Raw genomic sequence first — 24,808 nt, 5'->3', positions numbered from 1 at the left:
GCTAAAATAGAAGGTTACCGATTTCACGCGGGCGGTGGACGAAAGCCGCCGCCCGCTTGTTCGTAGACCGCGCGGGTGGCGAAATTGGTAGACGCACCAGGTTTAGGTCCTGACGCCAGCAATGGTGTGGGGGTTCGAGTCCCCCCCCGCGCACCAACCCGTGAGACTTTGCGGAACGTGGCGCCGCTGCGCTGCAGCCAGCACGATCCACACCCATCTGAGGAATAGCCATGGCCGTTACTGTTGAAACTCTTGAGAAGCTCGAGCGCAAGATCACGCTGAGCCTGCCCCTGTCTGCCATCCAGACCGAAGTCGATGCCCGCCTCAAGCGCCTGGCCCGCTCGGTGAAGATGGACGGATTCCGCCCTGGCAAAGTGCCGCTGAATGTTGTGGCACAGCGCTACGGCTACTCGGTGCAGTACGAAGTGCTCAACGACAAGGTCGGTGAGGCATTCGCTGTGGCCGCCAACGAAGCGCAACTGCGCGTGGCAGGCCAGCCCCGCATCACCGAGAAGGAAGGTGCACCCGAGGGCCAGGTGACGTTCGACGCCGTGTTCGAGGTGTTCCCCGAAGTCAAGATCGGTGATCTGGCCACTGCGGAAGTCGAAAAGCTTTCGGCCGAGGTGACCGATGCTGCGATCGACCGCACGCTGGAAATCCTGCGCAAGCAGCGCCGTACGTTTGCGCAGCGCGGCCAGGGCGATGCCGCCCAGGACGGTGACCGCGTGACGGTGGACTTCGAAGGCAAGATCGACGGTGAGACCTTCCAGGGCGGCAAAGCCGAGGGCTTTCAGTTCTTGGTGGGCGAAGGCCAAATGCTCAAGGAGTTTGAAGACGCCGTGCGCGGCATGAAGTCCGGCGAGAGCAAGACCTTCCCACTCGCGTTCCCTGCCGACTATCACGGTCAGGACGTGGCCGGCAAGACCGCAGATTTCCTCGTCACCGTCAAGAAGATCGAGGCGGCCCATCTGCCCGAAGTGAACGATGCGCTGGCCAAGTCGCTGGGCATTGCCGACGGTTCGGTGGATGGCCTGCGTGCCGACATCAAGAAGAACCTCGAGCGCGAAGTCAAGTTCCGCCTGATGGCCCGTAACAAGCAGGCGGTGATGGATGCTCTGGTGTCCAAGGCCGAACTGGACCTGCCCAACGCCAGCATCCAGGCCGAAATCGCCCGCCTCCTGGAGGGTGCGCGCGCCGAACTCAAGCAGCGCGGCATCAAGGACGCCGACAAGGCGGAGATTCCCGAGGACGTGTTCCGTCCCCAGGCCGAGCGCCGGGTGCGCCTGGGTCTGGTGGTGGCCGAACTGGTGCGCGCCAACAACCTGCAGGCTACGCCCGAGCAGCTCAAGGCCCATGTGGACGAGCTGGCCGCCAGTTACGAGAAGCCGGAGGATGTGGTGCGTTGGTACTTCGGTGATCGCCAGCGTCTGGCTGAGGTGGAGGCCGTGGTGATCGAAAACAACGTGACCGAGTTCGTGCTCGCCAAGGCCAAGGTGGTCGACAAGGCGGTGTCGTTCGACGAACTCATGGGCCAGCAAGGCTGATGCTCCGCAACGGGGTCGCCCTGCGTGGCCTCGAGAGCGGTGCCCATACGCCGACCGGGGCTTGTGCTGGAGGGCACAGGCCCCATTTCATTTCTGGCTACAGTAGCCACTGATGTCTGGACAGGAGAACACATGAGCGCATTGGATACCCAAGGCCTGGGCATGATCCCCATGGTCATTGAACAGTCGGGCCGCGGTGAGCGGTCCTACGACATTTACTCCCGCCTGCTGAAGGAGCGTGTGGTCTTTTTGGTGGGACCGGTCAACGACCAGACGGCCAATCTGGTGGTGGCGCAGTTGCTCTTCCTGGAGAGTGAGAACCCCGACAAAGACATCTCGTTCTACATCAACTCACCGGGCGGCTCCGTGAGTGCCGGCATGGCGATTTTCGATACGATGAACTTCATCAAGCCGGACGTGTCGACACTATGCACCGGCATGGCGGCCAGCATGGGGGCTTTTCTGTTGGCGGCTGGAGCCAAGGGCAAGCGCTTCGCGTTGCCCAACTCCAAGGTCATGATCCATCAGCCTCTGGGCGGGATGCAAGGGCAGGCGACCGAAATCGAGATTCACGCCCGCGAGATCCTGAAGACTCGTGAGCAGCTGAACAAGATCCTGGCCGAGCGAACTGGGCAGCCGCTGGAGAAGATCCAGCGCGATACCGAACGTGACTACTTTCTATCCGCAGCGGAAGCCAAGGACTACGGCTTGGTTGACCAGGTGATCGAGAAGCGCGGTTAAGTCGCCTTGTGCCCCAGCGGCGGCGTTTTCCCCTGGGGAGGCGCCGCTTTTTATTTGGTTATCATCCCTTCACGTTCCCGTTACGAGGCATTGCCCCCATGGCCGAGAAAAAAGGCTCTTCCAGCGAAAAAACCCTTTACTGCTCCTTTTGCGGTAAGAGCCAGCACGAGGTAAAGAAGTTGATCGCGGGCCCGTCGGTGTTCATCTGTGACGAATGCATCGACCTGTGCAATGAAATCATTCGTGACGAGCTGCCAACGACCGACGCTGACCGAGAGGCAAAAGGCGACCTGCCGACACCGTCCGAGATCAAGCACAACCTTGACCAGTATGTTATTGGTCAGGACAAGGCCAAACGCACCCTCGCTGTGGCCGTTTACAACCATTACAAGCGGCTGCGCCACAAGGACAAGGCCGTCAAGGACGAGGTAGAGCTTTCGAAGAGCAACATTCTTCTGATCGGCCCCACAGGATCCGGTAAGACTTTGCTGGCTCAGACGCTCGCGCGCATGCTAGATGTGCCGTTCGTCATGGCCGATGCCACCACGTTGACCGAAGCGGGCTATGTGGGTGAGGATGTCGAGAACATCATCCAGAAGCTGCTCCAGAGCTGCAACTACGATGTGGAGCGTGCCCAGCGCGGCATCGTGTACATCGACGAAATTGACAAGATCTCTCGCAAGTCAGACAACCCGTCGATCACGCGCGATGTTTCAGGTGAGGGTGTTCAGCAGGCCCTTCTGAAGCTGATTGAAGGCACTATGGCCAGCGTGCCTCCGCAAGGTGGGCGCAAGCATCCGAATCAGGACTTTCTGCAGATTGACACGACCAACATTCTCTTCATTTGCGGTGGTGCATTTGCAGGCCTGGAGAAAGTCATCGAGAGCCGTACCGAAGCTTCCGGCATCGGTTTCGGTGCGGCTGTGCGCTCGAAGAAGCAGCGCTCGCTCACCGAGGTGTTCACCGAGATCGAGCCTGAGGATCTGATCAAGTTTGGTCTGATCCCTGAATTGGTGGGCCGGATGCCGGTCGTTACGGCGCTTGCTGAACTTAGCGAGGACGCGCTGGTTCAGATTCTTACCGAGCCCAAGAATGCGTTGGTCAAGCAGTACAGTCGGCTTTTGGCTATGGAAGGCGCTGATTTGGAGGTTCGACCGGCCGCCCTCAAAGCGATTGCCCGCAAAGCACTTGCTCGCAAGACCGGCGCTCGGGGTTTGCGCTCAATCTTGGAGCACGCCCTCATGGGCACGATGTTCGATTTGCCAAATGCGTCGAATGTCGAAAAAGTGGTCGTCGATGAGTCCACCATCGAAGAAGACCAGCCTCCGCTGCTCGTGTATCGCGAGGCGGCCAAGAAGGCCTGACCATGGCGGTGAGCAGACGTCGTCCTCCAACGGCGGCGTCCTGCAACGACTCGCGGTGCGCGGTGCCGGCTGTTGCGCCGCTTGAAATAACTTGCATGTGGACCAACTTCCACAGAATCTACTGAGGATAGCCATGTCTGGACATACCCCCCTGCCTGCCACCCCCATCGATCTGCCGTTGCTGCCTCTGCGCGACGTTGTGGTATTCCCGCACATGGTGATTCCACTTTTCGTTGGACGCCCGAAGAGCATCAAGGCCTTAGAGCAGGCCATGGAAGCGGATCGCCGCATCATGCTCGTGGCCCAGAAGGCAGCCGCCAAAGACGAGCCTTCGGTCAAGGACATGTTTGACGTAGGTTGCGTGTCGACCATCCTGCAGATGCTCAAGCTGCCAGACGGTACGGTCAAGGTTCTGGTGGAAGGTCTGCAACGCGCGTCCGTAGAGACCATTGTTGATGGAGAAAGTCACTTCACCGCGACCGTGGTGCCAGTGGATCTGAATCCTGACTCGGACAAGCCGGCCGAGATTGAAGCGCTCCGTCGGGCGGTGATGCAGCAGTTCGATCAGTACGTTAAGCTCAACAAGAAGATCCCACCTGAAATTCTGACCTCGATCGCCAGCATTGACGATCCGGGGCGTCTGGCCGACACGATTGCTGCCCACCTGCCGCTGAAATTGGAGCACAAGCAGGCTGTGCTCGATTTGTCCAAAGTGTCCGAGCGTCTTGAGAATCTGTTCGACCAACTGGAGAGGGAAGTCGATATCCTCAACGTGGACAAGAAGATCCGCGGCCGAGTCAAGCGGCAGATGGAAAAGAACCAGCGCGACTTCTATCTGAACGAACAGGTCAAAGCCATTCAGAAAGAGCTTGGTGAAGGCGAAGAGGGCGCCGACATCGAGGAGATTGAGAAGAAAATCAAGGCAGCCCGCATGCCTGCAGAGGCCCGCAAAAAAGCCGAGTCCGAACTCAAGAAGCTCAAGCTGATGTCTCCGATGTCGGCCGAAGCGACCGTAGTGCGCAACTACATTGACGTACTCACCTCGTTGCCATGGAGCAAGAAGACCAAGATCAAGCACGACTTGGCGAATGCGGAGACTGTCCTGAACGAGGACCACTTTGGCCTCGACAAGGTCAAGGACCGCATCCTGGAATACCTTGCAGTGCAGCAGCGCGTCGACAAGGTCAAAGCGCCGATTCTCTGTTTGGTCGGCCCTCCGGGTGTTGGCAAGACTTCCCTGGGTCAATCGATTGCAAAGGCCACGGGTCGCAAGTACGTTCGTATGGCTTTGGGTGGTATGCGAGATGAGGCAGAAATCCGCGGACACCGGCGCACTTACATCGGTGCCCTGCCCGGTAAGGTGCTGCAGAGCTTGTCCAAGGTGGGTACGCGCAACCCATTGTTCCTGCTGGATGAAATCGACAAGCTAGGCACAGACTTTCGTGGCGATCCCTCGAGTGCATTGCTGGAGGTGCTTGACCCGGAGCAGAACCACACCTTTGGCGATCACTACGTCGAGGTGGATTTTGACCTTAGTGACGTGATGTTCGTGGCGACATCGAACTCGATGAACATTCCTCCAGCCTTGTTAGACCGGATGGAAGTGATCCGACTTTCTGGTTACACCGAGGATGAAAAGGTAAACATCGCGGTCCGTTACCTGCTACCCAAGCAACTCAAGAACAACGGTGTCGAGGCTGGTGAACTGCGTATCACGGAGCCTGCCATTCGTGACATCGTGCGGTACTACACCCGGGAGGCGGGCGTCCGCTCCCTGGAGCGCGAACTTTCCAAGATTTGCCGCAAGGTCATCAAAGGTCTTCAGCTCAAGAAGCTTTCACCCGAAGTGGTTGTGTCCGAGGAAGATCTCCCGAATTATTTGGGGGTCCGCAAGTACACCTATGGCCGGGCAGAGCAGCAGAATCAAGTGGGTCAGGTGGTGGGGTTGGCTTGGACCGAGGTCGGAGGAGATTTGCTGACGATCGAAACGGCCATCATGCCGGGCAAGGGCGTGATCACCCGGACAGGGTCTCTGGGTGATGTGATGAAGGAGTCTGTCGAGGCGGCTCGCACCGTGGTGCGCAGCCGTGCGCGCATGCTGGGCATTCGGGATGACATCTTTGAAAAGCGTGACATTCACATCCACGTGCCCGATGGGGCTACGCCCAAAGATGGACCTAGCGCAGGGATCGCGATGACAACGGCGCTGGTGTCGGCTTTAACGGGAATTCCTGTGCGCGGCGATGTCGCCATGACTGGTGAGATCACGTTGCGTGGTGAGGTGACTGCGATCGGTGGACTCAAGGAGAAGCTGCTGGCTGCGCTACGGGGCGGTATTAAGACGGTTGTGATCCCCGAAGAGAACGCTAAAGACTTGCAAGACATTCCCGAGAACGTCAAGGCGGGGCTTGAGATTGTTCCCGTGCGGTGGGTCGACAAGGTGCTCGATATTGCTTTGGAGCGCAAGCCTGTGCCGCTGACGGAAGATGAGGTGGCCGCCATGCTCGCGGCGGCCGACAAGCCTGGTACTGCGACAGCCTCGGATGCCGTAAAGCATTGAGATGAGGGAAAAACACTGTATAATTTCGACATCGACGCCAAACGATGTATAATCTAAGGCTTAGATACGCGGGAATAGCTCAGTTGGTAGAGCGCAACCTTGCCAAGGTTGAGGTCGAGAGTTCGAGACTCTTTTCCCGCTCCAGATTGCTAAAAGGGAAGCTAGAGCTTCCCTTTTTTATCCAGGTTTCTGGCGCGGTAGCAAAGCGGTTATGCACCGGATTGCAAATCCGTGTAGGTCGGTTCGACTCCGGCCCGCGCCTCCAAGATGCCTGTTGCTCAGGTGAGCAAAAGTTGTGTTATAATTTAAGTCTTGCTGAGTTGATCAGAACTTTGCAAGCAATGCGGGAATAGCTCAGTTGGTAGAGCGCAACCTTGCCAAGGTTGAGGTCGAGAGTTCGAGACTCTTTTCCCGCTCCAAACTCTAAAAGGGAAGCTTAGGCTTCCCTTTTTTCTTGGTGTCGCGGCGCTTGCTGTGTGCCGGTCTGCAGTTGGGATTGCACCTGAGGTCGGACGGGTATACGCTGGCGTGCCCAGCGCTCTGATGCTCGGCGCCCCGATGGTGAAATTGGTAGACACTGCGGACTTAAAATCCGCCGCCTTCCTGAAAAGGGGCGTGCCGGTTCGACCCCGGCTCGGGGCACCACTACGATTCGACTATGTCACGCTACAACGCACCTTTTGAGATACATGTCCACGGCCAGGTGCTGCTGCGGCCAGACATTGGTTACGAGCAGCTGCAGGAAGCGCTACGCCCGCTCTGGAAGTATGCCGGAGCCAAGTCGCTTGCCGATGGTGCGGCTAGTGCTTACGAAGAGGAGCCCGGCATTCAGTTCCACAGCAAAGAGCGAATGCTTCAGATCTGCTGGACGGTTCGGGGCGATGAAGACTTCCGCCAGTCTCTGGATGAGATGTGCATGAGTCTCAACGAACTGTCCGAGCAAGGGGCCGCGTTGGAGGTCACCTTCTACGACACCGAGTTTGATGAAGAGGATGAAGACGAAGGCGCTGAGTCTCGCGACGACTTCGTGATGCTCTTCGTCGGGCCGACCCCTGCGGCCATCATGCAGGTCCAGCGCGACCTGCTTGTACAAGATGTCGTCAACATCATGGAGCGCCACTTCGATGGCGCTGAACTTGGTGGCGTTGTCGCGGAGATTGATAAGCTGTTCGGACAGCGTTTCGATGCTTTGGTCAGTTCCCTGGAGATCGGGAAGCCGCCGCGAGGTTCTGGCGGAGGAAGCGGCCATGGGGGTTCTCGTCGCCCCCGTCATCTCCACTGACGAATGGGTGTAAATCGTTCACGGGCCCGGTGCGGGGTGTGACTACCCTGTTGCGCTGATCTGATCGACGCGGCGTGAATGGCGTACGAGAGTTGTCTGCGAAGCTGAAGCAGCGCTTGCGATGGCATGGTTGACCAGCGTGTAGAAGGCGTCCAGGCGTGGGCGGCGCTGAGCGGGTACCCGGCGCCTCTGCTGGAACAGTTGCGTGGCATTCACAAGGCTCAGGGATTGGGGGCCTGGTTGATTGGGAGGTACCCCGCTGCGCATTCGTTGCGGAGCGACCGTGCTTTGGGCGCATTGGCACAGTCGCTCAAAAGTGAGTTTCTGCGATCGGCGCCCAGCCTGCGCAAGGTGTGCTACGACGCCAAGATTCAGACGATGCGCCACGCTTTGGGCTTGCACACCCACCGTATCGTGGTACACGGAGGGCGGAATGCTGCACGGCATGAGGTGCGGATTGCGAGCCTGTTTCGCAACTGCCCCGAGCCCTTCCTGCGCATGATCGTGGCGCATGAATTGGCGCACCTGCGGCATAGCGAGCACGACCGCTCGTTCTATCAGCTGTGCGTTCACATCGAACCGGATTACCACCGCCTGGAATTGGAGACCCGGGTCTATCTCGTGCACTTGGCGCTCGGGGGTGAAACACTCTGGCAATGACGGATGGGGCCTTGTCCTGGTGTCACACAGCGATGCTTTGACAACTGCTGGCAGACAGGCCCAACCAATGGCGTGCAACGTTCTGGAGGTCGTCCAGACATCCTGTCGTCAACAACTGCACGGACTCGCCATGCAGAGCGGACGGCGGAGCCAGCAGGTCCAGGCTTGACAGCAAGCGTCTGGTCTGGCGTGCCACAGGCTGGCCGGTGTCCATGAGGCGTACCCCCGGGCCGGCGAGGCGAGACAAAATGCGCCGCGCGAAAACATAGTGGGTGCAGCCCAGCACCAGTGTGTCGATCTCCCCTGGCTCCTCGCCAAATGACCCCAAGGCTCCCAGGTAACGCGCGCACAGGGCTTCGACAGCCGGGCTCTCGGCATCACCGCCCGCCACAGCGGATACGGCGGCCTCGCGTTCGATCGCGTGGGCCAATCCGTCACACGCCTGTACCGCAAACTGGGTTTGGTGCTGCAGGGACTGCAGCAGCGCCTGAAACTTCTGGCTGCTGACGGTGCCGCGGGTGGCTATCACGCCCACGCGTCCGGTGCGACTTTCGCGGCTAGCGGGTTTGAGGGCGGGTTCAATGCCAACAAGTGGAAGGTCAGGGTAGACCGACCGTATCTCGTGGATGGCAGCGGCTGTGGCGGTGTTGCAGGCCACCACCAACGCCTTGACCCCGCGCGCCTGGACCAGAAAGTCCGCGATCGTATGGGAGCGCAGTGACACGTACGCGTCTCCGCGCTCGCCGTAGGGCGCATGGCCGCTATCGGCCAGGTAGACAAAGCGCTCGTCGGGCAGTTCTGCCTGCAGCGCCTGCAGCACGCTCAGGCCCCCGACACCACTGTCAAAAACGCCGATGGGCGCTCGAGGGTCCCGCACGGCGGGGGAACGCAGAGCCTCCGCTGTGCCCGGGGCGTTCGCTGGGTCTGGCATTCACGCGGCCTGCATTGTGGGCATCAGGCTGCCGATACCCCAATACCCTTGAAGTCGCCTGTGGCGATACGCTTTTGCCATTCGGCCGGGCCGGTGACGTGGGCACTGGTGCCCCCGGCATCCACGGCCACGGTGACGGGCATGTCGACCACATCGAACTCGTAAATCGCCTCCATCCCCAGGTCGGCGAAACCAACGACTTTCGCATGCTTGATGGCCTTGGACACCAGGTACGCCGCGCCACCCACCGCCATCAGATAGGCGCTCTTGTGGTTCTTGATCGACTCGATGGCCACTGGGCCGCGCTCGGCCTTGCCGATCATGGCGATCAGGCCCGTCTGCTCCAGCATCATGTCGGTGAATTTGTCCATGCGGGTGGCGGTGGTGGGGCCGGCGGGGCCCACCACCTCTTCGCGCACAGGGTCCACTGGCCCGACGTAGTAGATCACCCGATTCGTGAAATCCACCGGCAGCTTTTCGCCCTTGGCGAGCATGTCCTGGATGCGTTTGTGGGCGGCATCGCGGCCCGTCAGCATTTTGCCATTGAGCAGCAGGGTGTCGCCGGGCTTCCAGCTGGCCACCTCGTCCTTGGTCAGCGTGTCCAGATTGACGCGCTTGCTCTTGTTGTAGTCGGGTGCCCAGTCGATCTTGGGCCACAGGTCCAGGCTCGGCGGGTCTAGGTACACAGGCCCTGAGCCGTCCAGCACGAAATGTGCGTGGCGCGTGGCCGCACAGTTCGGAATCATGGCCACCGGCTTGCTGGCCGCGTGGGTGGGGTACATCTTGATTTTGACGTCCAGCACGGTGGTCAGACCGCCCAGTCCTTGCGCGCCAATGCCCAGTGCATTCACCTTTTCATACAGCTCAAGGCGCAACTCTTCCACTTGATCAAGCTTTTCGCCGCGCGCCGCCTTGGCTTGCAGCTCGTACATGTCCAGGTCGTCCATCAGGCTTTCCTTGGCCAGGAGCACAGCCTTTTCGGCCGTGCCGCCGATGCCAATGCCCAGCATGCCCGGTGGGCACCAGCCAGCCCCCATGGTCGGAACGGTCTTGAGCACCCAATCGACCAGGTTGTCGCTCGGATTCATCATGATCATCTTGGACTTGTTTTCCGAGCCTCCACCCTTGGCCGCCACGATGATGTCGACGGTATTGCCCGGCACGATCTGCGTGAAGATCACGGCAGGCGTGTTGTCCTTGGTGTTTTTGCGGGCGAATTGAGGGTCTGCCACCACGGATGCGCGCAGCATGTTGTCGGGATGGCTGTAGCCCCGTCGCACACCTTCGTTGATGGCGTCTTCGAGGCTGCCAGTGAACCCCTCCCAGCGGACGTCCATGCCCACTTTGAGGAACACGTTGACGATACCCGTGTCCTGGCAGATGGGGCGCTGGCCGGTCGCGCTCATCTTGCTGTTGGTCAGGATCTGCGCCATCGCGTCTTTGGCCGCGGCACTTTGCTCCAACTCGTATGCGCGCGCCAGGTGCGCGATGTAGTCGGTCGGATGGTAGTAGCTGATGTATTGCAGGGCCCCTGCGATGGAGTCGATCAGATCCTGCTGGCGAATGGAGGTGGTCATGGCAGTTCGTGGGGGTTGAAAGCGGTGCGTTGCCGACGGCCCGCCTGGAGGCGCAGGGCGCACCACGGCGTGGCAGCACCCCGACAAGCAGTGTGTATTTTGACAGAGGCGGGGTACAGATCGCTGACGGCGGCTTGGCGTAAGGCCCGCCTCGCGTGGATGCCACTGGCGCGTCAGTGCGCGTGGCAATCCGTTTCGCCAGGGGCACAAGTTATGGCATCAAAATCGATGCTTGTGCTTGATTTATATGCATCAGTTGCTATCAAAACAGGAGTTGATCGCGGTGGCTGCTACGTTCCATCGGGCGCTCAGAGATCCAGCGCAAAGCCCACGCCATAGACCGACCTGATCCAGTCGTGGCCGTCGGGGTTGCTGGCCCTGAGTTTTTTGCGCAGGTTTTTGATGTGGCTGTCGATGGCGCGTTCGTTGACATCCAGCGTGTCGTCGTAGGCCTGGTCAAGCAACTGCAGCCGCGAAAAGATACGCCCGGGCTGTCGTGCCAGCACCTGCAGCAGTCGGAACTCACGCCGCGTCAGGCCCAGCGGCAAGCCGTGCAGCGTGGCCTGCCAGTGCAGCGGATCAAGCACCAGCGCGGCGTCGGCAGCGGGGGCGGGGGAAGGTGCCTGCGAGGCGCTGCGGCGCAGCACCGCCTTGACGCGGGCCACCACCTCGCGCGGCGAGAAGGGCTTGCAGATGTAGTCGTCCGCACCCAGATCCAGGCCGATGAGGCGGTCGACCTCCTCCACGCGGGCGGTGAGCATGATGATCGGATGCGCCGTGTGCCCACGTGCCTGTCGCAACACTTCCAGACCATCCAGGCCAGGCAACATGATGTCGAGCAGCGTGAGGCCAGGCTCTGAGGCCAGCATGCTGTGCAGCGCCGCGCGCCCATCAGACTGATGCTCGACCGCGTAGCCCGCGTGGCGCAGGTAGTCCACCACGATGGCTGCGATGTCAGGTTCGTCCTCGACCACAAGGATTCGGCGGTGGTTCATGTCACGTGGTTGGTGTGTCCAACAAGGGCAGCAAGAGGGTGAGCCGTAGTCCACCCAGCGCAGACGGTTCGGCCGACAACGTTCCGCCATGTGCAAGCACGATGGCGCGGCAGATCGCCAGGCCCAGGCCCGAACCACCATGGTCGCGATTGCGCGAGCTTTCGGCGCGGTACAAGCGGTCAAAAAGGCGCGGCAGCTCGTGCGAGGGCACGCCGGGCGCACTGTCGTCGAATTGCACTTGCAGATGGGGCGGGCCGTTCTCTGCGGGGATCAGACATGCATGGATGCGGAGCAGACCACCCGGATCGGTGTAGCGCAGGCTGTTTTCCAGCAGGTTCAGAAACACCCGTTGCAATTGCTCGGCGTCCCCGTGCACCAGCGGCGGCGTAGGCATCGTGGCCAGCGCCTGCAGCCCGGTGGCATCCACCTCGATGGCTGCAAGCGCAAAGCGTAGCCGCATGGAGGCGAGCGCCTCCGCCAGCAACGGCAGCGGGTGGACCGGTACACGGGCCGTGAATGCGCTGTGATGGGTCGTATCCAGGCTGGCGCGCAGGTCGCCTACCAGCTGGATCAGGCGCATGACCTGCCGGTGCAGGCGCAACGCGGTTTTGTCGTCGAAGGGGCGCACGCCGTCCTGTAGGGCCTCTATCTCGGCGCGCATCGCGGCCAGGGGGGTGCGCAGTTCGTGCGCCACATCGCTCAGCCATTGGCGGCGGCTGGCTTCCAGGTTGCTCAACTGCTCGGCCATGGTGTTGAAGGTGCGTGTCAGCTGGGCGAGTTCGTCATGACCATGCGCAGGGACGCGGGTGTCGAGATGGCCCTGTGCAATGCGGTTGGCACCATGGGCGAGTGCCTCCACTGGCGCCAGCCAGCGCCGGGTGATCCAGCCCGACAGCAGCAGCGCAAGCGCCAGCCCGGCCAGGCCGGTCCCGGCGATAAAACCCATCTGCTGCGCGAGGAAGGCCTGGTCCGCCTCGCTGCGAAGCCCGGGGGGCGGTGCCAGCACAAGGTGTCCGATCACCGCGCCGTCGGCGCCGCGCAGTGCCGTGCGGGCGCTGCCAGGTGTTGGCGGTGTGCCCGCCACCACACGCTCTTGCTCGTCCAGCACGCCCAGGCGTGGGAAGAGGTCGTCGGTATGGCGCGGCGGTGGCTTGGGACCGCCGCGGGGGCCGGTTCCTGGGCGCTCGAACGGCGGCGGTCCTGGCGGAGGCGGCGGTGGGTACAAGGCTTCCGATTCAGGGGAGTGTGTCCCCGTCTGCGCAGGGCTGCGTAGCGGTACGCCCTGGGGCTGGCTCCCGGTCCAGCCGGGGTGACTCAGACGGCCCCACAGACCGGGTTCGGCGCGCAGCCTCTGCCATCCTCCGCTCTCGGTGTGGTGGGTCTGCAGGCGCTCGGCCAGCCAACCCAGGCGGGCCAATTCGATGTCGGCCACATAGGGCCCCAGTCCGCGCTGCAAACCCCAGCGTGAAAGGCCTGCAAACATCAGCAGCAAGGCCAGCAGCAAGACGGTAAGTGCCAGGAAGACCTTGCGGTGCAGCGTGAGAGGAGGCATCAAAACAGGCCACCGTGGGCGTCGTGTCGGATCGGTCAGCGGCCTGGGGGTGGGCCGCCGGGGCGTCCGGCGGCACCAGGCCCCCCTGCGGGTACGGCCACCAAGCCGCCGTCGATTGTGCGGCATCTGCCCGTGAACGATTGGCCATCGGGCATCGCCAGCGTCACGCTGTCGCCCTCGGATTTGCCCTTGCAGGCCGCGTACGCTTCCGGGGGCGGAGCGGGCGGCCCCTGGCGGCCTGGCGCTTGTGCGCTGGACGAACCCGACCAGCAGGTCGCCAGTATCGTGAAGACGACGGCGCCACTTCTGGCATGGCGCTGAAAGAATGAACGGAGCATGGTTTGAAATCCTGGTGGGGAACGACCCTTGGCGCGATGCGGCCCGCTAGGGAAGCGCTGCATCACCCTCGCGAAGATGCGCGGGTGCGGCTCGGGATGGACCGCAAGGCGCTTTGTGCAGCCCATAGCCGCGCTATGGGCAAGAAACGCAATGCATCGGGCCGCCCGATGCCGAGCCCGCGCAGACCGCAGGGCGTTATGCAGAGCTTCCCTGGCGCTGCGGCCTCAAGCATGGGGTAGCCAAAGGAACGTCGGGGCGCAGACCCCGAGCAGCGCACAGCGGCCCGCCATCCGCAGGGGTGTCTGGCCTTGCCATGCCGCGGGTGGCGGTGCATCTGGCGCTGCCGGGGCTGCCGGGTTCTGTGGTTTCAGGCCGCAATCGAGATCGTGATGCTGGCGGAGTACCCGCCACCGCTTTGGGCCTGCATGGTGGTCATCTCCAGGGCTGTGCCGTCACTGAAAACGTTGTCGGTGGCGAACGACATCGCAGCCAGATTGCGAACGCTGCTGCTATATCCCGCGTTGGCGCTGTAGATGGTGCTCAGTACCTCGGTGGGAAAGGCCAGCTGCGTGGTCTTGAGCTTGTTGCTGGCGTTGGTAGCGGCCGAGAGGCTGCGGTAGATCTCCAGGTGCATGTGTGGCATGCGCCCCGAATAGCAGCCGGGCACGATCGTGGTGAACGTTACCGTACCACTGGCATCTGTGGCCTGCACGCCCCGCAGGTGGTTGTCTGCGATGTTGTTGGAACTGTAGACCGAATACTGTCCGTCCTGCGTGCAGTGCCACAGGTAGATGGCGTAGCCCGACAGTGGAGCGCAGCTGGCGTTGGTATTGGTCAGTGTGATGGCGATGGTCAGCGGTACCCCGCTGACCTGGGTGGCTGAGCCAATGGAGCTGCGAATATCTGATCGAACAATGCCGCTAAGGGCGAGCACGTTGTAGGTGCTGTTGCTGGCGGTGGAACCATCGGCTGGGTAAGGTCCCGCGGTTTCCTCTGGGACGACCGAGCAACTGGCGGTGGTTCCCGTACCTGTGCCGGTGCCGGTGCCGGTGCCGGTGCCCGTACCGGCGCCTGTGCTGGTGTCAGTGTCTTCGCCGCCGCCGCAACCCAGCAGGGTGGCCACCCCCAGTGAGCCCAGGGCGTTCAGCGCGAGGCGTCGATTGGTGGGTGTGTGGGCGGCAGCGGCGAGTGCGAGGGCTTGGTCCATGGATTCCTCCTGCAAGTGGGTAATGCCCGCACTGTGCCCACCGAATGAGGAGAAATCAGGGAGACCCGCAGCCCGCGCGTGAGACCGCATGCCCCACCGCATGACAGACGCCGCACGGGTCGTTGCTTGATATTGGGCGGCGGCGGGTAGGCCCTCGACACCGTCTTAAACGGACTTCACAGGGTGCCAGCTCAAGCTTGGTGAGTCGGCGCAGGTGAATGCGACATCAGCCGATCGGTCAGCGCAATCGCCAGCGCACTGAGCAGGAATGCAACGTGGATGATGGTCTGCCACATCAGCACCTTCAGGTCGTAGTTCGCGGCGTTGATGAAGGTCTTCAGCAGATGGATAGAGCTGATGCCGATGATGGCCGTGGCCAGCTTGACCTTGAGCACCGATGCATTCACATGGCTGAGCCACTCCGGTTGGTCCGGGTGACCCTCCAGTTGCAGGCGTGACACAAAGGTTTCGTAGCCACCCACGATCACCATGATCAGCAGGTTGGAGATCATCACCACGTCGATCAGGGCCAGCACTACGAGCATGATCACGGTTTCGTTCAGTGCGGTGATCTGAACGTCCGACTTGTAGCCGATGCTGGACACCAGCTTGTGCAAGGCGTCCGTGTTGCCAAAAGCGGCTTCGATCAGATGCACCAGTTCCACCCAGAAGTGGAACACGTACACCGCCTGGGCCAGGATCAACCCCAGGTACAGGGGCAACTGCAGCCAACGGCTGGCAAAGATCAGCGAGGGCAGGGGACGCATGGGGTTGGTTCGTTGGGGCGGGTTCGACATGGGGCAGAGTCACCAAAAAAGTCGGGCGATTGTAGGGGTATGGGTGGGTCTGCTAGGCACCCCATGTCGGTGTGTTTTGTAAGCTTCGCGCCAGTCAGTGGCCTGTAAGTGCCGCGGCAGACAGTACCGCCCAGCCTCAACAGAACCAGGAGACAACACCATGAGTGCGCCCGCATCCGCCATCCAGTCCGTTCTTGTCGAAAACCGCGTGTTCCCGCCGTCGGATGCGGTGGTGAGGGCTGCCCGCGTCTCGGGCATGGCGGGCTATGACGCGCTGTGTGCCGAGGCCGAGCGCGATTTCGAGGGCTTCTGGAGCCGCCTGGCGCGCGAGAACGTGCAGTGGACCAAGCCGTTCACCCAGACGCTCGACGAATCCAACGCTCCTTTCTACCGCTGGTTTGCCGACGGCGAGCTCAACGCCTCGGCCAACTGCCTTGACAAGCACATCGGCACACCGACCGAGCACAAGACGGCCATCGTTTTCGAGGCCGACGACGGCACGGTGACGCGCGTGACCTACAAGGAGTTGCTGGCCCGGGTGAGCCAGTTCGCCAACGCCCTGAAAGCCCACGGGGTGCAAAAGGGCGACCGCGTGCTGATCTACATGCCCATGACCATCGAGGGCGTGGTGGCCATGCAGGCCTGCGCGCGCATCGGTGCCACCCACAGCGTAGTGTTTGGTGGATTCAGCGCCAAGGCCGTGCAAGAGCGCATCATCGATGCGGGCGCCGTGGCGGTGATCACCGCCAACTACCAGATGCGCGGCGGCAAGGAGCTTCCCCTCAAGGCCATCATCGACGAAGCCATCGCCATGGGTGGCTGCGAGTCGATCCGCAACGTGTTTGTGTACCAGCGCACGGCCACCGCCTGCGCGATGCAGGCAGGCCGCGACAAGACCTTTGCCGAGGCACTGGCCGGGCAGAGCACCGAATGCGCACCGGTCGCCGTCGGGGCGGAACATCCGCTGTTCATCCTCTACACGAGCGGCTCCACGGGCAAGCCCAAGGGCGTGCAGCACAGCACGGGCGGCTACCTGCTGTGGGCCAAGCTTACGATGGATTGGACCTTCGACCTGAAGCCCGACGACGTGTTCTGGTGCACGGCCGACATTGGCTGGATCACCGGCCACAGCTATGTGGCCTATGGCCCGCTGGCCGCCGGGGCGACACAGGTGGTGTTTGAAGGCGTGCCCACGTTCCCCAACGCCGGTCGCTTCTGGCAGATGATCGAGCGCCACAAGGTCTCGATCTTCTACACGGCCCCCACGGCCATCCGCTCGCTCATCAAGGCGGCCGAGACCGATGCCAGCGTGCACCCCTCGCGCAGCGACCTCTCCAGCCTGCGCCTGCTGGGCAGCGTGGGCGAGCCCATCAACCCGGAAGCATGGATGTGGTACTACAAGAACGTCGGCGGCGAACGCTGCCCGATCGTGGACACCTTCTGGCAGACCGAAACGGGTGGCCATGTCATCACGCCCCTTCCGGGCGCCACGCCGCTCGTACCGGGCTCCTGCACGCTGCCGTTGCCGGGCATCATGGCCGCCATCGTGGACGAAATGGGCAACGACGTGGCGCACGGTGCTGGCGGCATTCTCGTCATCAAGCGCCCCTGGCCCAGCATGATTCGCACGATCTGGGGCGACCCCGAGCGCTTCAAGAAGAGCTACTTCCCTGAAGAACTCAAGGGCTACTACCTGGCGGGCGATGGTGCCGTGCGCAGCGCCGACCGGGCCTACTTCCGCATCACGGGCCGCATTGACGATGTGCTGAACGTCTCGGGCCACCGCATGGGCACGATGGAAATCGAATCGGCGTTGGTGGCCAAGACCGACCTGGTGGCCGAGGCCGCCGTGGTGGGCCGGCCGGACGATGTGACGGGGGAGGCCATTTGCGCCTTTGTGGTGCTCAAGCGCGCGCGACCCACCGGCGACGAAGCCAAGCAGATCGCCAACGAGCTGCGCAATTGGGTGGCCAAAGAGATCGGGCCGATCGCCAAGCCCAAGGACATCCGTTTTGGCGACAACCTGCCCAAGACACGCAGCGGCAAGATCATGCGCCGCTTGCTGCGCAGCATTGCCAAGGGCGAAGCCATCACGCAAGACACCAGCACGCTGGAGAATCCGGCCATTCTGGAGCAGCTCGCGCAGACGAACTGAGCCATGGTCGAGGCGGGCTTCGTACGCGAAGCCCGACAGACACCACAAGCCCTCGGCCACCGCTTGGCGCGAGGGCTTTTTTTGGGGGGCGTTGTCGGTCTCCGCTCTGTGCTGTTGGCCGCCGGTGTGGGGGCGCTGTTCGGATAGGCAGGGATCCAGCGCGCCGCGGCCGCTGGCCAGGGCGCTGTGGGAGCAGCACCAGTAAAAACGCCGCGCTGCCCAGCAGGGCGCGCGGCGTTGGATGGCTGCAGTCCGCGAGGACTGGTCCGACGGCTTACTTGTGGGTCAGGATCCAGGCGGCCAGCTTCTTGGCCTCTGCTTCGTTGACCTGCGGGTTGGCCGGCATGGCCACTTCGCCCCACACGCCTTTGCCGCCCTTGATGATCTTGGCGGCCAGCTTGTCCACCGCGTCTTTTTGGCCTGCGTACTTGGCGCCCACTTCTTTGTAAGAGGGGCCGACCAGCTTCTTGTCTACCGCATGGCAGGCCATGCAATTCTTCGACGTGGCCAGCGCCATGTCGGCAAAAGCAGGCGTAGCAGCAGCGAGCGACAGGGCCAGGGTGATGAGGGTGCGTTTCATGGTGGGGCGTCCTGTGGTTGGGTTACATTTCCTCAGTGTCAACGCATTGTAGTGGCCTGGGTTGACAGCCACTTGCACTGTGTCAAAACCTGTTGGCACTCTCCAGTTTCAGAGGTTTTCGTATGTACCTGTTGGGGCTTTCGCTGATCATTCTGGCGCTCAAGTATTTCGAGATCGGCCCTGTGGCCCAGTGGTCGTGGTGGTGGGTGATGGCGCCCTTCGGAGCCACGGCCTTGTGGTGGGCCTGGGCCGACTCGTCGGGTTACACCAAGCGCAAGGCTGTCGAGAAAATGGAACAGCGCAAGAAAGACCGCATCGAGAAACACAAGGAAGCGTTGGGCATGAAGCCGCGCAAGCCGCGCTGACCCGCCTGGGGGGCGGGCGGCAGCGCTCGGCAAGCGCCGAGCAACCGGTCTCCCACCACCCAACCAAAAAAAGGGGCTGCGATGCAGCCCCTTTTGTCTTGTGAAGAGCGGCCGCGCGGGCCCGCTCCGGGTGGCACGCCGCCCGCAGGCGGCGCAACCTCATCAGAACGCGTCGAGCACCGCGCCCTTGCTGGCGCTGGCGGCGTTGAACGCGAACTTGGCCTGTACGCCACGCGTGTAGCGCGGGGCCGGGGCCGTCCAGTCGGCGCGGCGGCGGGCCAGTTCGTCGTCGCTCACGTGCAGTTGCAGCAGCAACTGGTGCGCGTCGATGGTGATGCTGTCGCCTTCGTGCACCAGCGCGATGTTGCCGCCGGCAGCGGCCTCGGGCGCCACGTGGCCCACCACCATGCCCCAGGTGCCGCCCGAGAAGCGGCCGTCGGTGATCAGGCCCACGCTTTCGCCCAGGCCGGCGCCAATGAGCGCGCCCGTGGGGGCCAGCATTTCAGGCATGCCCGGGCCGCCCTTGGGCCCCAGGTAGCGCAGCACCATCACGTCGCCGGCCTTGATCTTGCCGTCCAGAATCGCCTGCAGAGCCGACTGCTCGTCGTCGAACACACGGGCCGGGCCGGTGATCACCGGGTTCTTCAGGCCTGTGATCTTGGCCACGGCACCCTCAGGGCTCAGGTTGCCCTTGAGGATGGCGAGGTGGCCCTGCTTGTACATGGCGTTCTCGATGGTGTGGATCACGCTCTGCTCGGGCGGCGCGTCGGGCACGTCCTTGAGCACTTCGGCAATCGTCTGCCCGGTGATGGTGAGGCAATCGCCGTGCAGCAGGCCGGCGTTCAACAGAATCTTCATCACTTGCGGGATGCCGCCTGCGGCGTGCAGGTCCACCGCCAGGGCCTTGCCGCTGGGCTTGAGGTCGCACAGCACCGGCGTGCGCTGGCGGATGCGCTCGAAGTCGTCGATGGTCCATTCCACACCCGCGCAGTGCGCAATGGCCAGGAAGTGCAGCACCGCGTTGGTCGAGCCGCCCGTGGCCATGATCACGGCCACGGCGTTCTCGATGGACTTGCGCGTGACGATGTCGCGCGGCTTGATGTCTTTCTTGATGGCCTCGACCAGCACGCGGGCCGATTCCTTGGCCGAGCGCACTTTTTCTTCGTGCACATTGGCCATGGTGGACGAGTAGGGCAGCGAGATGCCCAGCGCCTCGAACGCCGAGCTCATGGTGTTGGCCGTGTACATGCCGCCGCACGAGCCCGTGCCCGGAATGGCGTGCTGCTCGATGGCCTTGAGGTCTTCGTCGCTCAACTGGCCGGCCGCGTTCTGGCCCACGGCTTCGAACACGCTCACGATGTTCAGGTCCTGGCCCTTCCACTTGCCCGGCAGGATGGTGCCGCCGTACACATAGATGGCGGGCACGTTGGCGCGCAGCATGCCCATCAGGCCGCCGGGCATGTTCTTGTCGCAGCCGCCGATGACGAGCACGCCATCCATCCACTGGCCCTGCACGCAGGTTTCCACGCAGTCGGCAATCACCTCGCGGCTGACCAGCGAGTACTTCATGCCCTCGGTGCCCATGGCCATGCCGTCCGAAATCGTGGGCGTGCCGAAGATCTGCGGGTTGCCACCCGCTTCCTGGATGCCTTCCACGGCCGCGTCGGCCAGCTTCTGCAGGCCGCTGTTGCAGGGCGTGATGGTGCTGTGGCCATTGGCCACGCCCACCATGGGCTTGCCGAAGTCGCTCTCCTGGTAGCCCATGCCGTAGTACATGGAGCGGTTGGGCGCGCGGCTCTTGCCTTCGGTGATGTTGGCCGAGCGGCGGTTGATCGGCTGGATCGGAATGGTCTTGTGGTCTGCCATGGAGGTTCCTTCGTGGGGGAAGACGGAAAGGGGCCTACGGCCCGCGCCCGAAGTATGCCGCGCGCCGGCTCGCCCATCCAATCCATTCGGTGGGCGATATTGATATGCTGGGCGTATGAATGAGCCGGTGATTGATATGCGCGCTTGGCGGCAGTTTGTGGCCGTGGCCGAAGAACTGCACTTTGGCCGGGCCGCGCAGCGCCTGCACATGACGCAGCCGCCGCTCACCCAGGCCATTGCCAACCTCGAGCGCACGCTGGGCCTGCGGCTGTTTGACCGCACGCAACGCCGCGTGCAGCTCACCCCCGCGGGTGCTGCGCTGCTGCCGGGGGCGCGCGACTTGCTGCAGCGTGCGCAGCAGCTGCCCCGGCAGGCCCAGGCGGTGGCGGCGGGCGAGGCCGGGCGGCTGCGGCTGGCCTTTGTGTCCACCGTGGGCTTTGGCCTGTTGCCGCCCTGGGTGCGCAGCTTTCGCCAGCGCTATCCGCAGGTAGCGCTCGAATTGATCGAGGCCACGGGCGACGTGCAACTGGCCGCCCTGGCGCGCGGCGACATCGACGCCGGCCTGCTGCTGCACGCGCCCGGGGCCGCCCCGGCCGGGCTCGCGCGGCTGGTGGTCGCGCAGGAGCCGCTGCTGCTGGCCCTGCCCGAGCAGCACCCGCTGGCGCGCGCCCAGCCCGCCCACGCTCCGGTGGACGCCGCCGCCGTGTGGGACGAGCCGCTGGTGATCTTTCCGCGCCTCATCCTGCCTTCGCTGCACGACGCGATTGTGGAGCGCTACCGCGCCGCGGGCCGTGCGCCGCAGGTGGCGCAAGAGGCGATCCAGATGCAGACCATCGTCAACCTCGTGTCGGCCGAGCTGGGCATCGCCTGGGTGCCGCAGAGCGTGCGGCAGTTCCAGCGGCCGGGCGTGGTGTACCGTGCGGCCCCGGCCCCTGCGCCCACGTGCGAAACCAGCCTGGTCTGGCGCGCCGACGCCTGCCCACCCGTGCTGCAGCGTTGGGTGGCGCATGTGCAGGCGGCGCAGGCCGGGGCAGAAGGCTGAGGGGCGGGGCCCCGGCCCGTGCAGGGTGCCGCCGGGCCGGTGCCCGGTGGGGCGGCCGGGCCCATCCCCGCACGCCACGGGGCCGTCCCCCCCTTTGTGCACAATCGCGCCATGCTGACGTATCCCCAAATCGATCCCGTGGCCCTGCAGCTCGGGCCCGTGGCCATCCACTGGTATGGCCTGACCTATCTGGCCGCCTTCGGCCTTTTTTTGTTGCTGGGCACGCTGCGCCTGCGCCACCCGCCGTTTGCCCGCCTCACCGGCGCGCAGGCCTGGTCGCGGCGCGATGTGGAAGACATCCTGTTCTTCGGCGTGGCCGGGGTCATCATCGGCGGGCGGCTGGGCTACTGCCTGTTCTACAAGCCGGGCTACTACCTGTCGCACCCGCTCGAAATCTTTGCGGTGTGGCAGGGCGGCATGAGCTTTCATGGCGGCCTGCTGGGCGTGATTGCGGCGCTGTGGTGGTTTGCGCGCTCGCGCCAGCGGCCCTGGCTGCAGGTGGCCGACTTTGTGGCGCCCTGCGTGCCCACGGGCCTGGCGGCCGGGCGCATCGGCAACTTCATCAACGGCGAGTTGTGGGGCCGCTTTGCCAGCCCCGACCTGCCCTGGGGCATGGTGTTTCCGCACAGCGGCAGCCTGCAGCCGCGGCATCCGTCGCAGATCTACCAGTTCCTCCTCGAAGGGTTGCTGCTCTTTGTGCTGCTGTGGCTGTACGCCCGCACCGAGCGCCGCCAGGGCCAGGTGGCGGCGGCCTTCCTCATCGGCTATGGCGTGCTGCGCTTTGTGGCCGAATACTTCCGCGAGCCCGACAACTTCCTGGGCCTGCTGTCGCTGGGCATGAGCATGGGCCAGTGGCTGTGCGTGCCCATGGTGCTGGGCGGCCTGGGCCTGTGGGTGTGGGCGCAGCGGCAGCCGGTGCGTGCCGCCGGGGTTTGAACGAAATCGGCCGCTCGTGCTCAGGAAGCAAGCACGAGCAGCTATTGAATTGATAGCAATCGGCCGCTGGGCCGTCAACCGGCCGGGCGTTGGCGCAGCGTCCAGAACGCGGCCGCCACGATCAGCCCCGCCCCCATCCAGCCCTGGACGCTGAGTGACTCGCCCAGCCACAGCACCGCAAACATCGCACCCCACGCGGGCTCGCTGCCCATCAGCAGGCCCACGCGCGTGGGCGGGCTGTGCCGCAGTGCCCAGTTCTGCACCACAAACGCAAACACCGTACAGCCCAGCACCAGGTACAGCGTGGCCCACCAGAAGGCGCTGTGCCCCGGCAGTGGCGGCAGCGTGCCGGGCAGTGCCCAGGCGAGCGCCGCAGCGGCCACGGCGATCACCCCGGCCTGCACAGCCGTCAGGGCCAGCGCCGGGGCAGGCGTGCGCTGCGCCAGGCGGCTGGTGCAGCACACCTGCACGGCGCGCAGCATGGCGGCGGCCAGGATCAGCGCGTCGCCCACGCTCCACGCGCCCGGCACCCCGCCGCTGAGCAGTGCCGCGCCCAGCAGCGACACCCCGGTGCACGCCCACACCGCGGCGCTGGGCCGCCGCGCCAGCAGCACCCATTCGGCCGGCGGCGTGAACACCACGCACAGGCTGATCAGCAGCGCCGCGTTGCTGGCCTGGGTGTGGGCCAGGCCAAAGGTCTCGCAGGCAAAGATACTCGCCAGCAGCAGCCCCAGGGGCAGGCCCGACCGCAGGGCGGCGCGCCGCTGTGGGGCGCTGGCGCGCAGCAGCGCAGGCAGCAGCAACGCAAACGTAAGGCCGAAGCGCACAGCCAGAAACCCGAGCACCGGGTAGTACACCAGCGCACCCTTGGCCACGCCGTAGCTCGTACCCCAGAGCAAGGCCACCAGCAGCAGGGCGGCGTCCGACAGGCGCAGAGACAGGGGCGGTGCAGGGGGGGCGGCAGTGGCGGAGGAGGGCATGGCAGAGGGGGATGAAAGCAAAGGGCCTGGCTGCGGCCCAGGGCCGCTGGCGAGACAACGGGCGAAGCGGACGAAAGTGGCGAAGGGGACGAAAGGGACGAAAGGGACGAAAGGGGGCAGGGCCGTCGCGGTGGGTCGGTGTGCGCAGCGTGCGGGTGGGCCGTCGGTCGGCCTGGCCCGGCCGCTGGCATCGCCACGGCCCACGGTGCCATGCCGCTTGGGCACTCCAGGGTGTTGATGCTAATTCTGTGCGCCAAGGTTGATAATCTGGCGCGAAGCACAGCACCTGTTCCTGATAAGCATGAATCCAGCCCTGGACCACCTGCCTGACATGGCCGTGTTCGCCCGCGTGGTTGAGGCGGGCAGCTTCTCGGCCGCGGCGCGGCAGCTCGGCCTCACGCCCTCGGCCGTGAGCCGGCAGGTCGCACGGCTGGAGGCGGCGCTGCGCGTGCGCCTGCTGGAGCGCACCACCCGCAAGCTGCGCCCTACCGATACCGGCGCGGCCGTGTACCAGCGCTGTCAGGCGCTGGTGGGGGCAGCGCGCGAGGTGTGGGCGCTGAGCGACGCGCAGCAGTCTGCGCCCGCAGGCCTGGTGCGCATGAGCGTGCCCAAGGCCGTGGGGCGGCAACTGGTGCACCCGCTGGTGCCCGCCTTTTTGCAGCGCTATCCGCAGGTGGACGTGCAACTGCTCATCACCGACCGCACGGTCGATCTGTTGGAAGAACCCATCGACCTCGCGCTGCGCGTGACCGACGCGCCCCCGCCGGGCCTGGCCGGGCGGCCGCTGGCGGTGCTGGAGCATCGGGTGTGCGCCAGCCCCGGCTATCTGGCCGAGCGCGGCACGCCCGCGCAGCCGCAAGACCTGGCGCAGCACGCCTGCATTGCCCTGGGCGAAGACGAGCGCGACCGGCACTGGCGCTTTGAGCGCCCGGGCGAAGCCGCCACCGTGCCGGTGCGCGGCCGCTACACCGCCAACCACAGCGAGGTGCGGCTTGAAGCCGCGCTGGCCGGCCTGGGCATCGCCAGCCTTCCGGGCTTTGCGGCGCGCGCCGCCATTGCCCGGGGCGACCTGGTGCCCGTGCTGCCCGACTGGCGGCACGTCACGCACTACTCGGGCACCGCCTGGCTGTTGTACCCCTCGCAGCGCCACCTGCCCGCCAAGCTGCGCGTGTGGATCGACCACCTGGCGCAGGGCTTTGCCGGGGTGGCCTGAAGCCGGTGCCTGGGCCGTGAGGCAAGGGTTTTAGAACCAAAAGTGGCTGAAGCCCAGCGGAATCAAGCACGAGCAGCTACCAAATCAGGAGCGATCCCCTCCAGCGTGTGCGTGTGGATCGC

At 64.0% G+C, this 24,808-nt stretch carries 21 protein-coding genes and 5 tRNA genes; 17 read left to right on the top strand and 9 right to left on the bottom strand.

Features of this window, described 5'->3' with window-relative positions; translation table 11 throughout:
- Positions 1-69: 69 nt before the first annotated feature.
- The 11 genes from ABD866_RS15425 to ABD866_RS15375 all read left to right on the top strand — a co-directional run bounded on the left by ABD866_RS15425 (position 70) and on the right by ABD866_RS15375 (position 8,151).
- Positions 70-156, top strand: a tRNA-Leu gene (locus ABD866_RS15425).
- A 74-nt stretch (positions 157-230) separates the two neighbouring features.
- Positions 231-1,544, top strand: a complete 1,314-nt coding sequence (tig, locus tag ABD866_RS15420; protein ID WP_345067156.1) for a trigger factor — start codon at positions 231-233, stop codon at positions 1,542-1,544.
- A 132-nt stretch (positions 1,545-1,676) separates the two neighbouring features.
- Positions 1,677-2,285, top strand: a complete 609-nt coding sequence (gene clpP, locus ABD866_RS15415; protein WP_345067154.1) for an ATP-dependent Clp endopeptidase proteolytic subunit ClpP — start codon at positions 1,677-1,679, stop codon at positions 2,283-2,285.
- Positions 2,286-2,383: 98 nt separating this feature from the next.
- On the top strand, positions 2,384-3,649 hold the full coding sequence (gene clpX, locus ABD866_RS15410) for an ATP-dependent Clp protease ATP-binding subunit ClpX (RefSeq protein ID WP_345067151.1): 1,266 nt from the start codon (positions 2,384-2,386) through the stop codon (positions 3,647-3,649).
- A 133-nt stretch (positions 3,650-3,782) separates the two neighbouring features.
- Entirely contained in the window at positions 3,783-6,209 is a 2,427-nt protein-coding gene (gene lon / locus ABD866_RS15405; protein WP_345067148.1) for an endopeptidase La, read from the top strand.
- A 68-nt stretch (positions 6,210-6,277) separates the two neighbouring features.
- Positions 6,278-6,353 (top strand) — tRNA-Gly (locus ABD866_RS15400).
- A gap of 47 nt (positions 6,354-6,400) precedes the next feature.
- Positions 6,401-6,474, top strand: a tRNA-Cys gene (locus ABD866_RS15395).
- A gap of 78 nt (positions 6,475-6,552) precedes the next feature.
- Positions 6,553-6,628, top strand: a tRNA-Gly gene (locus ABD866_RS15390).
- A 133-nt stretch (positions 6,629-6,761) separates the two neighbouring features.
- Positions 6,762-6,854, top strand: a tRNA-Leu gene (locus ABD866_RS15385).
- Between the two features lie 13 nt (positions 6,855-6,867).
- Positions 6,868-7,491 (top strand): DUF6806 family protein, encoded by a 624-nt coding sequence (locus tag ABD866_RS15380; protein WP_345067145.1) that lies wholly within the window; start codon positions 6,868-6,870, stop codon positions 7,489-7,491.
- Positions 7,492-7,617: 126 nt separating this feature from the next.
- Positions 7,618-8,151: a YgjP-like metallopeptidase domain-containing protein gene (locus ABD866_RS15375; RefSeq protein ID WP_345067142.1), complete on the top strand. Its 534-nt coding sequence runs from the start codon at positions 7,618-7,620 to the stop codon at positions 8,149-8,151.
- Between the two features lie 22 nt (positions 8,152-8,173).
- Here ABD866_RS15375 and murI read toward each other — a convergent pair whose 3' ends face one another.
- The 4 genes from murI to ABD866_RS15355 all read right to left on the bottom strand — a co-directional run bounded on the left by murI (position 8,174) and on the right by ABD866_RS15355 (position 13,206).
- Complete coding sequence (murI, locus tag ABD866_RS15370) at positions 8,174-9,028, bottom strand: glutamate racemase (RefSeq protein WP_345067139.1); 855 nt, start codon at positions 9,026-9,028, stop codon at positions 8,174-8,176.
- A 77-nt stretch (positions 9,029-9,105) separates the two neighbouring features.
- Positions 9,106-10,659 carry a fumarate hydratase gene (locus tag ABD866_RS15365; protein ID WP_345067136.1) on the bottom strand — a complete coding sequence of 518 codons (1,554 nt, stop codon included), beginning with the start codon at positions 10,657-10,659 and terminating at the stop codon, positions 9,106-9,108.
- Between the two features lie 308 nt (positions 10,660-10,967).
- Positions 10,968-11,654 (bottom strand): response regulator, encoded by a 687-nt coding sequence (locus ABD866_RS15360; RefSeq protein ID WP_345067133.1) that lies wholly within the window; start codon positions 11,652-11,654, stop codon positions 10,968-10,970.
- A gap of 1 nt (position 11,655) precedes the next feature.
- Complete coding sequence (locus tag ABD866_RS15355) at positions 11,656-13,206, bottom strand: ATP-binding protein (RefSeq protein ID WP_345067130.1); 1,551 nt, start codon at positions 13,204-13,206, stop codon at positions 11,656-11,658.
- A gap of 132 nt (positions 13,207-13,338) precedes the next feature.
- Between ABD866_RS15355 and ABD866_RS15350 the strand changes: the two genes are divergently transcribed.
- Positions 13,339-13,527, top strand: coding sequence for a hypothetical protein (locus tag ABD866_RS15350; RefSeq protein ID WP_345067127.1), 189 nt, complete (start codon positions 13,339-13,341; stop codon positions 13,525-13,527).
- Positions 13,528-13,912: 385 nt separating this feature from the next.
- Here ABD866_RS15350 and ABD866_RS15345 read toward each other — a convergent pair whose 3' ends face one another.
- Together ABD866_RS15345 and ABD866_RS15340 are read right to left on the bottom strand one after the other, a co-directional pair.
- Positions 13,913-14,752 carry a dioxygenase family protein gene (locus ABD866_RS15345; protein ID WP_345067124.1) on the bottom strand — a complete coding sequence of 280 codons (840 nt, stop codon included), beginning with the start codon at positions 14,750-14,752 and terminating at the stop codon, positions 13,913-13,915.
- A 191-nt stretch (positions 14,753-14,943) separates the two neighbouring features.
- Positions 14,944-15,519: a TIGR00645 family protein gene (locus ABD866_RS15340; protein ID WP_345067122.1), complete on the bottom strand. Its 576-nt coding sequence runs from the start codon at positions 15,517-15,519 to the stop codon at positions 14,944-14,946.
- 190 nt (positions 15,520-15,709) lie between these two features.
- Here ABD866_RS15340 and acs point away from each other — a divergent pair, with 190 nt between their 5' ends.
- Complete coding sequence (gene acs / locus ABD866_RS15335; protein WP_345067119.1) at positions 15,710-17,704, top strand: acetate--CoA ligase; 1,995 nt, start codon at positions 15,710-15,712, stop codon at positions 17,702-17,704.
- Between the two features lie 274 nt (positions 17,705-17,978).
- On the opposite strand, the gene ABD866_RS15330 is transcribed toward acs, so the two are convergent.
- Positions 17,979-18,284: a c-type cytochrome gene (locus ABD866_RS15330; RefSeq protein WP_345067116.1), complete on the bottom strand. Its 306-nt coding sequence runs from the start codon at positions 18,282-18,284 to the stop codon at positions 17,979-17,981.
- A 122-nt stretch (positions 18,285-18,406) separates the two neighbouring features.
- On the opposite strand from ABD866_RS15330, the gene ABD866_RS15325 reads away from it, so the two are divergent.
- Positions 18,407-18,649, top strand: coding sequence for a TIGR04438 family Trp-rich protein (locus ABD866_RS15325; protein WP_345067113.1), 243 nt, complete (start codon positions 18,407-18,409; stop codon positions 18,647-18,649).
- Between the two features lie 162 nt (positions 18,650-18,811).
- On the opposite strand, the gene ilvD is transcribed toward ABD866_RS15325, so the two are convergent.
- On the bottom strand, positions 18,812-20,515 hold the full coding sequence (gene ilvD, locus ABD866_RS15320; protein WP_345067110.1) for a dihydroxy-acid dehydratase: 1,704 nt from the start codon (positions 20,513-20,515) through the stop codon (positions 18,812-18,814).
- Between the two features lie 115 nt (positions 20,516-20,630).
- Between ilvD and ABD866_RS15315 the strand changes: the two genes are divergently transcribed.
- Positions 20,631-21,557 (top strand): LysR substrate-binding domain-containing protein, encoded by a 927-nt coding sequence (locus tag ABD866_RS15315; protein WP_345067107.1) that lies wholly within the window; start codon positions 20,631-20,633, stop codon positions 21,555-21,557.
- 111 nt (positions 21,558-21,668) lie between these two features.
- A complete protein-coding gene (lgt, locus tag ABD866_RS15310) occupies positions 21,669-22,493 on the top strand; it encodes a prolipoprotein diacylglyceryl transferase (protein WP_345067104.1) in 825 nt (274 codons plus the stop codon).
- 74 nt (positions 22,494-22,567) lie between these two features.
- Here the strand turns inward: lgt and ABD866_RS15305 are convergent, their stop codons facing one another.
- Positions 22,568-23,473 (bottom strand): DMT family transporter, encoded by a 906-nt coding sequence (locus tag ABD866_RS15305; RefSeq protein ID WP_345067101.1) that lies wholly within the window; start codon positions 23,471-23,473, stop codon positions 22,568-22,570.
- A 295-nt stretch (positions 23,474-23,768) separates the two neighbouring features.
- Here ABD866_RS15305 and ABD866_RS15300 point away from each other — a divergent pair, with 295 nt between their 5' ends.
- Entirely contained in the window at positions 23,769-24,686 is a 918-nt protein-coding gene (locus ABD866_RS15300; protein WP_425549602.1) for a LysR family transcriptional regulator, read from the top strand.
- Positions 24,687-24,808: the final 122 nt, after the last annotated feature.

The sequence above is a fragment of the Acidovorax lacteus genome (assembly GCF_039540375.1).
Classification (GTDB): Bacteria; Pseudomonadota; Gammaproteobacteria; order Burkholderiales; family Burkholderiaceae_C; genus Acidovorax_G; species Acidovorax_G lacteus.
Note: the sequence above shows the minus strand (reverse complement) of the source record. Positions and strands in the feature narration are given on the sequence as shown.

Bases quoted from the DNA above. Each gene is read 5' to 3' on its own strand.
- ABD866_RS15325 (WP_345067113.1), top strand. From the start codon at position 18,407: ATGTACCTGTTGGGGCTTTCGCTGATCATTCTGGCGCTCAAGTATTTC.
- ABD866_RS15365 (WP_345067136.1), bottom strand. From the start codon at position 10,659: ATGACCACCTCCATTCGCCAGCAGGATCTGATCGACTCCATCGCAGGG.
- clpX (WP_345067151.1), top strand. From the start codon at position 2,384: ATGGCCGAGAAAAAAGGCTCTTCCAGCGAAAAAACCCTTTACTGCTCC.
- ABD866_RS15355 (WP_345067130.1), bottom strand. From the start codon at position 13,206: ATGCCTCCTCTCACGCTGCACCGCAAGGTCTTCCTGGCACTTACCGTC.
- tig (WP_345067156.1), top strand. From the start codon at position 231: ATGGCCGTTACTGTTGAAACTCTTGAGAAGCTCGAGCGCAAGATCACG.
- ABD866_RS15305 (WP_345067101.1), bottom strand. From the start codon at position 23,473: ATGCCCTCCTCCGCCACTGCCGCCCCCCCTGCACCGCCCCTGTCTCTG.
- ABD866_RS15315 (WP_345067107.1), top strand. From the start codon at position 20,631: ATGAATGAGCCGGTGATTGATATGCGCGCTTGGCGGCAGTTTGTGGCC.
- ilvD (WP_345067110.1), bottom strand. From the start codon at position 20,515: ATGGCAGACCACAAGACCATTCCGATCCAGCCGATCAACCGCCGCTCG.
- ABD866_RS15375 (WP_345067142.1), top strand. From the start codon at position 7,618: ATGGTTGACCAGCGTGTAGAAGGCGTCCAGGCGTGGGCGGCGCTGAGC.
- ABD866_RS15340 (WP_345067122.1), bottom strand. From the start codon at position 15,519: ATGCGTCCCCTGCCCTCGCTGATCTTTGCCAGCCGTTGGCTGCAGTTG.
- ABD866_RS15360 (WP_345067133.1), bottom strand. From the start codon at position 11,654: ATGAACCACCGCCGAATCCTTGTGGTCGAGGACGAACCTGACATCGCA.
- lon (WP_345067148.1), top strand. From the start codon at position 3,783: ATGTCTGGACATACCCCCCTGCCTGCCACCCCCATCGATCTGCCGTTG.
- ABD866_RS15380 (WP_345067145.1), top strand. From the start codon at position 6,868: ATGTCACGCTACAACGCACCTTTTGAGATACATGTCCACGGCCAGGTG.
- lgt (WP_345067104.1), top strand. From the start codon at position 21,669: ATGCTGACGTATCCCCAAATCGATCCCGTGGCCCTGCAGCTCGGGCCC.
- ABD866_RS15330 (WP_345067116.1), bottom strand. From the start codon at position 18,284: ATGAAACGCACCCTCATCACCCTGGCCCTGTCGCTCGCTGCTGCTACG.
- clpP (WP_345067154.1), top strand. From the start codon at position 1,677: ATGAGCGCATTGGATACCCAAGGCCTGGGCATGATCCCCATGGTCATT.
- ABD866_RS15345 (WP_345067124.1), bottom strand. From the start codon at position 14,752: ATGGACCAAGCCCTCGCACTCGCCGCTGCCGCCCACACACCCACCAAT.
- acs (WP_345067119.1), top strand. From the start codon at position 15,710: ATGAGTGCGCCCGCATCCGCCATCCAGTCCGTTCTTGTCGAAAACCGC.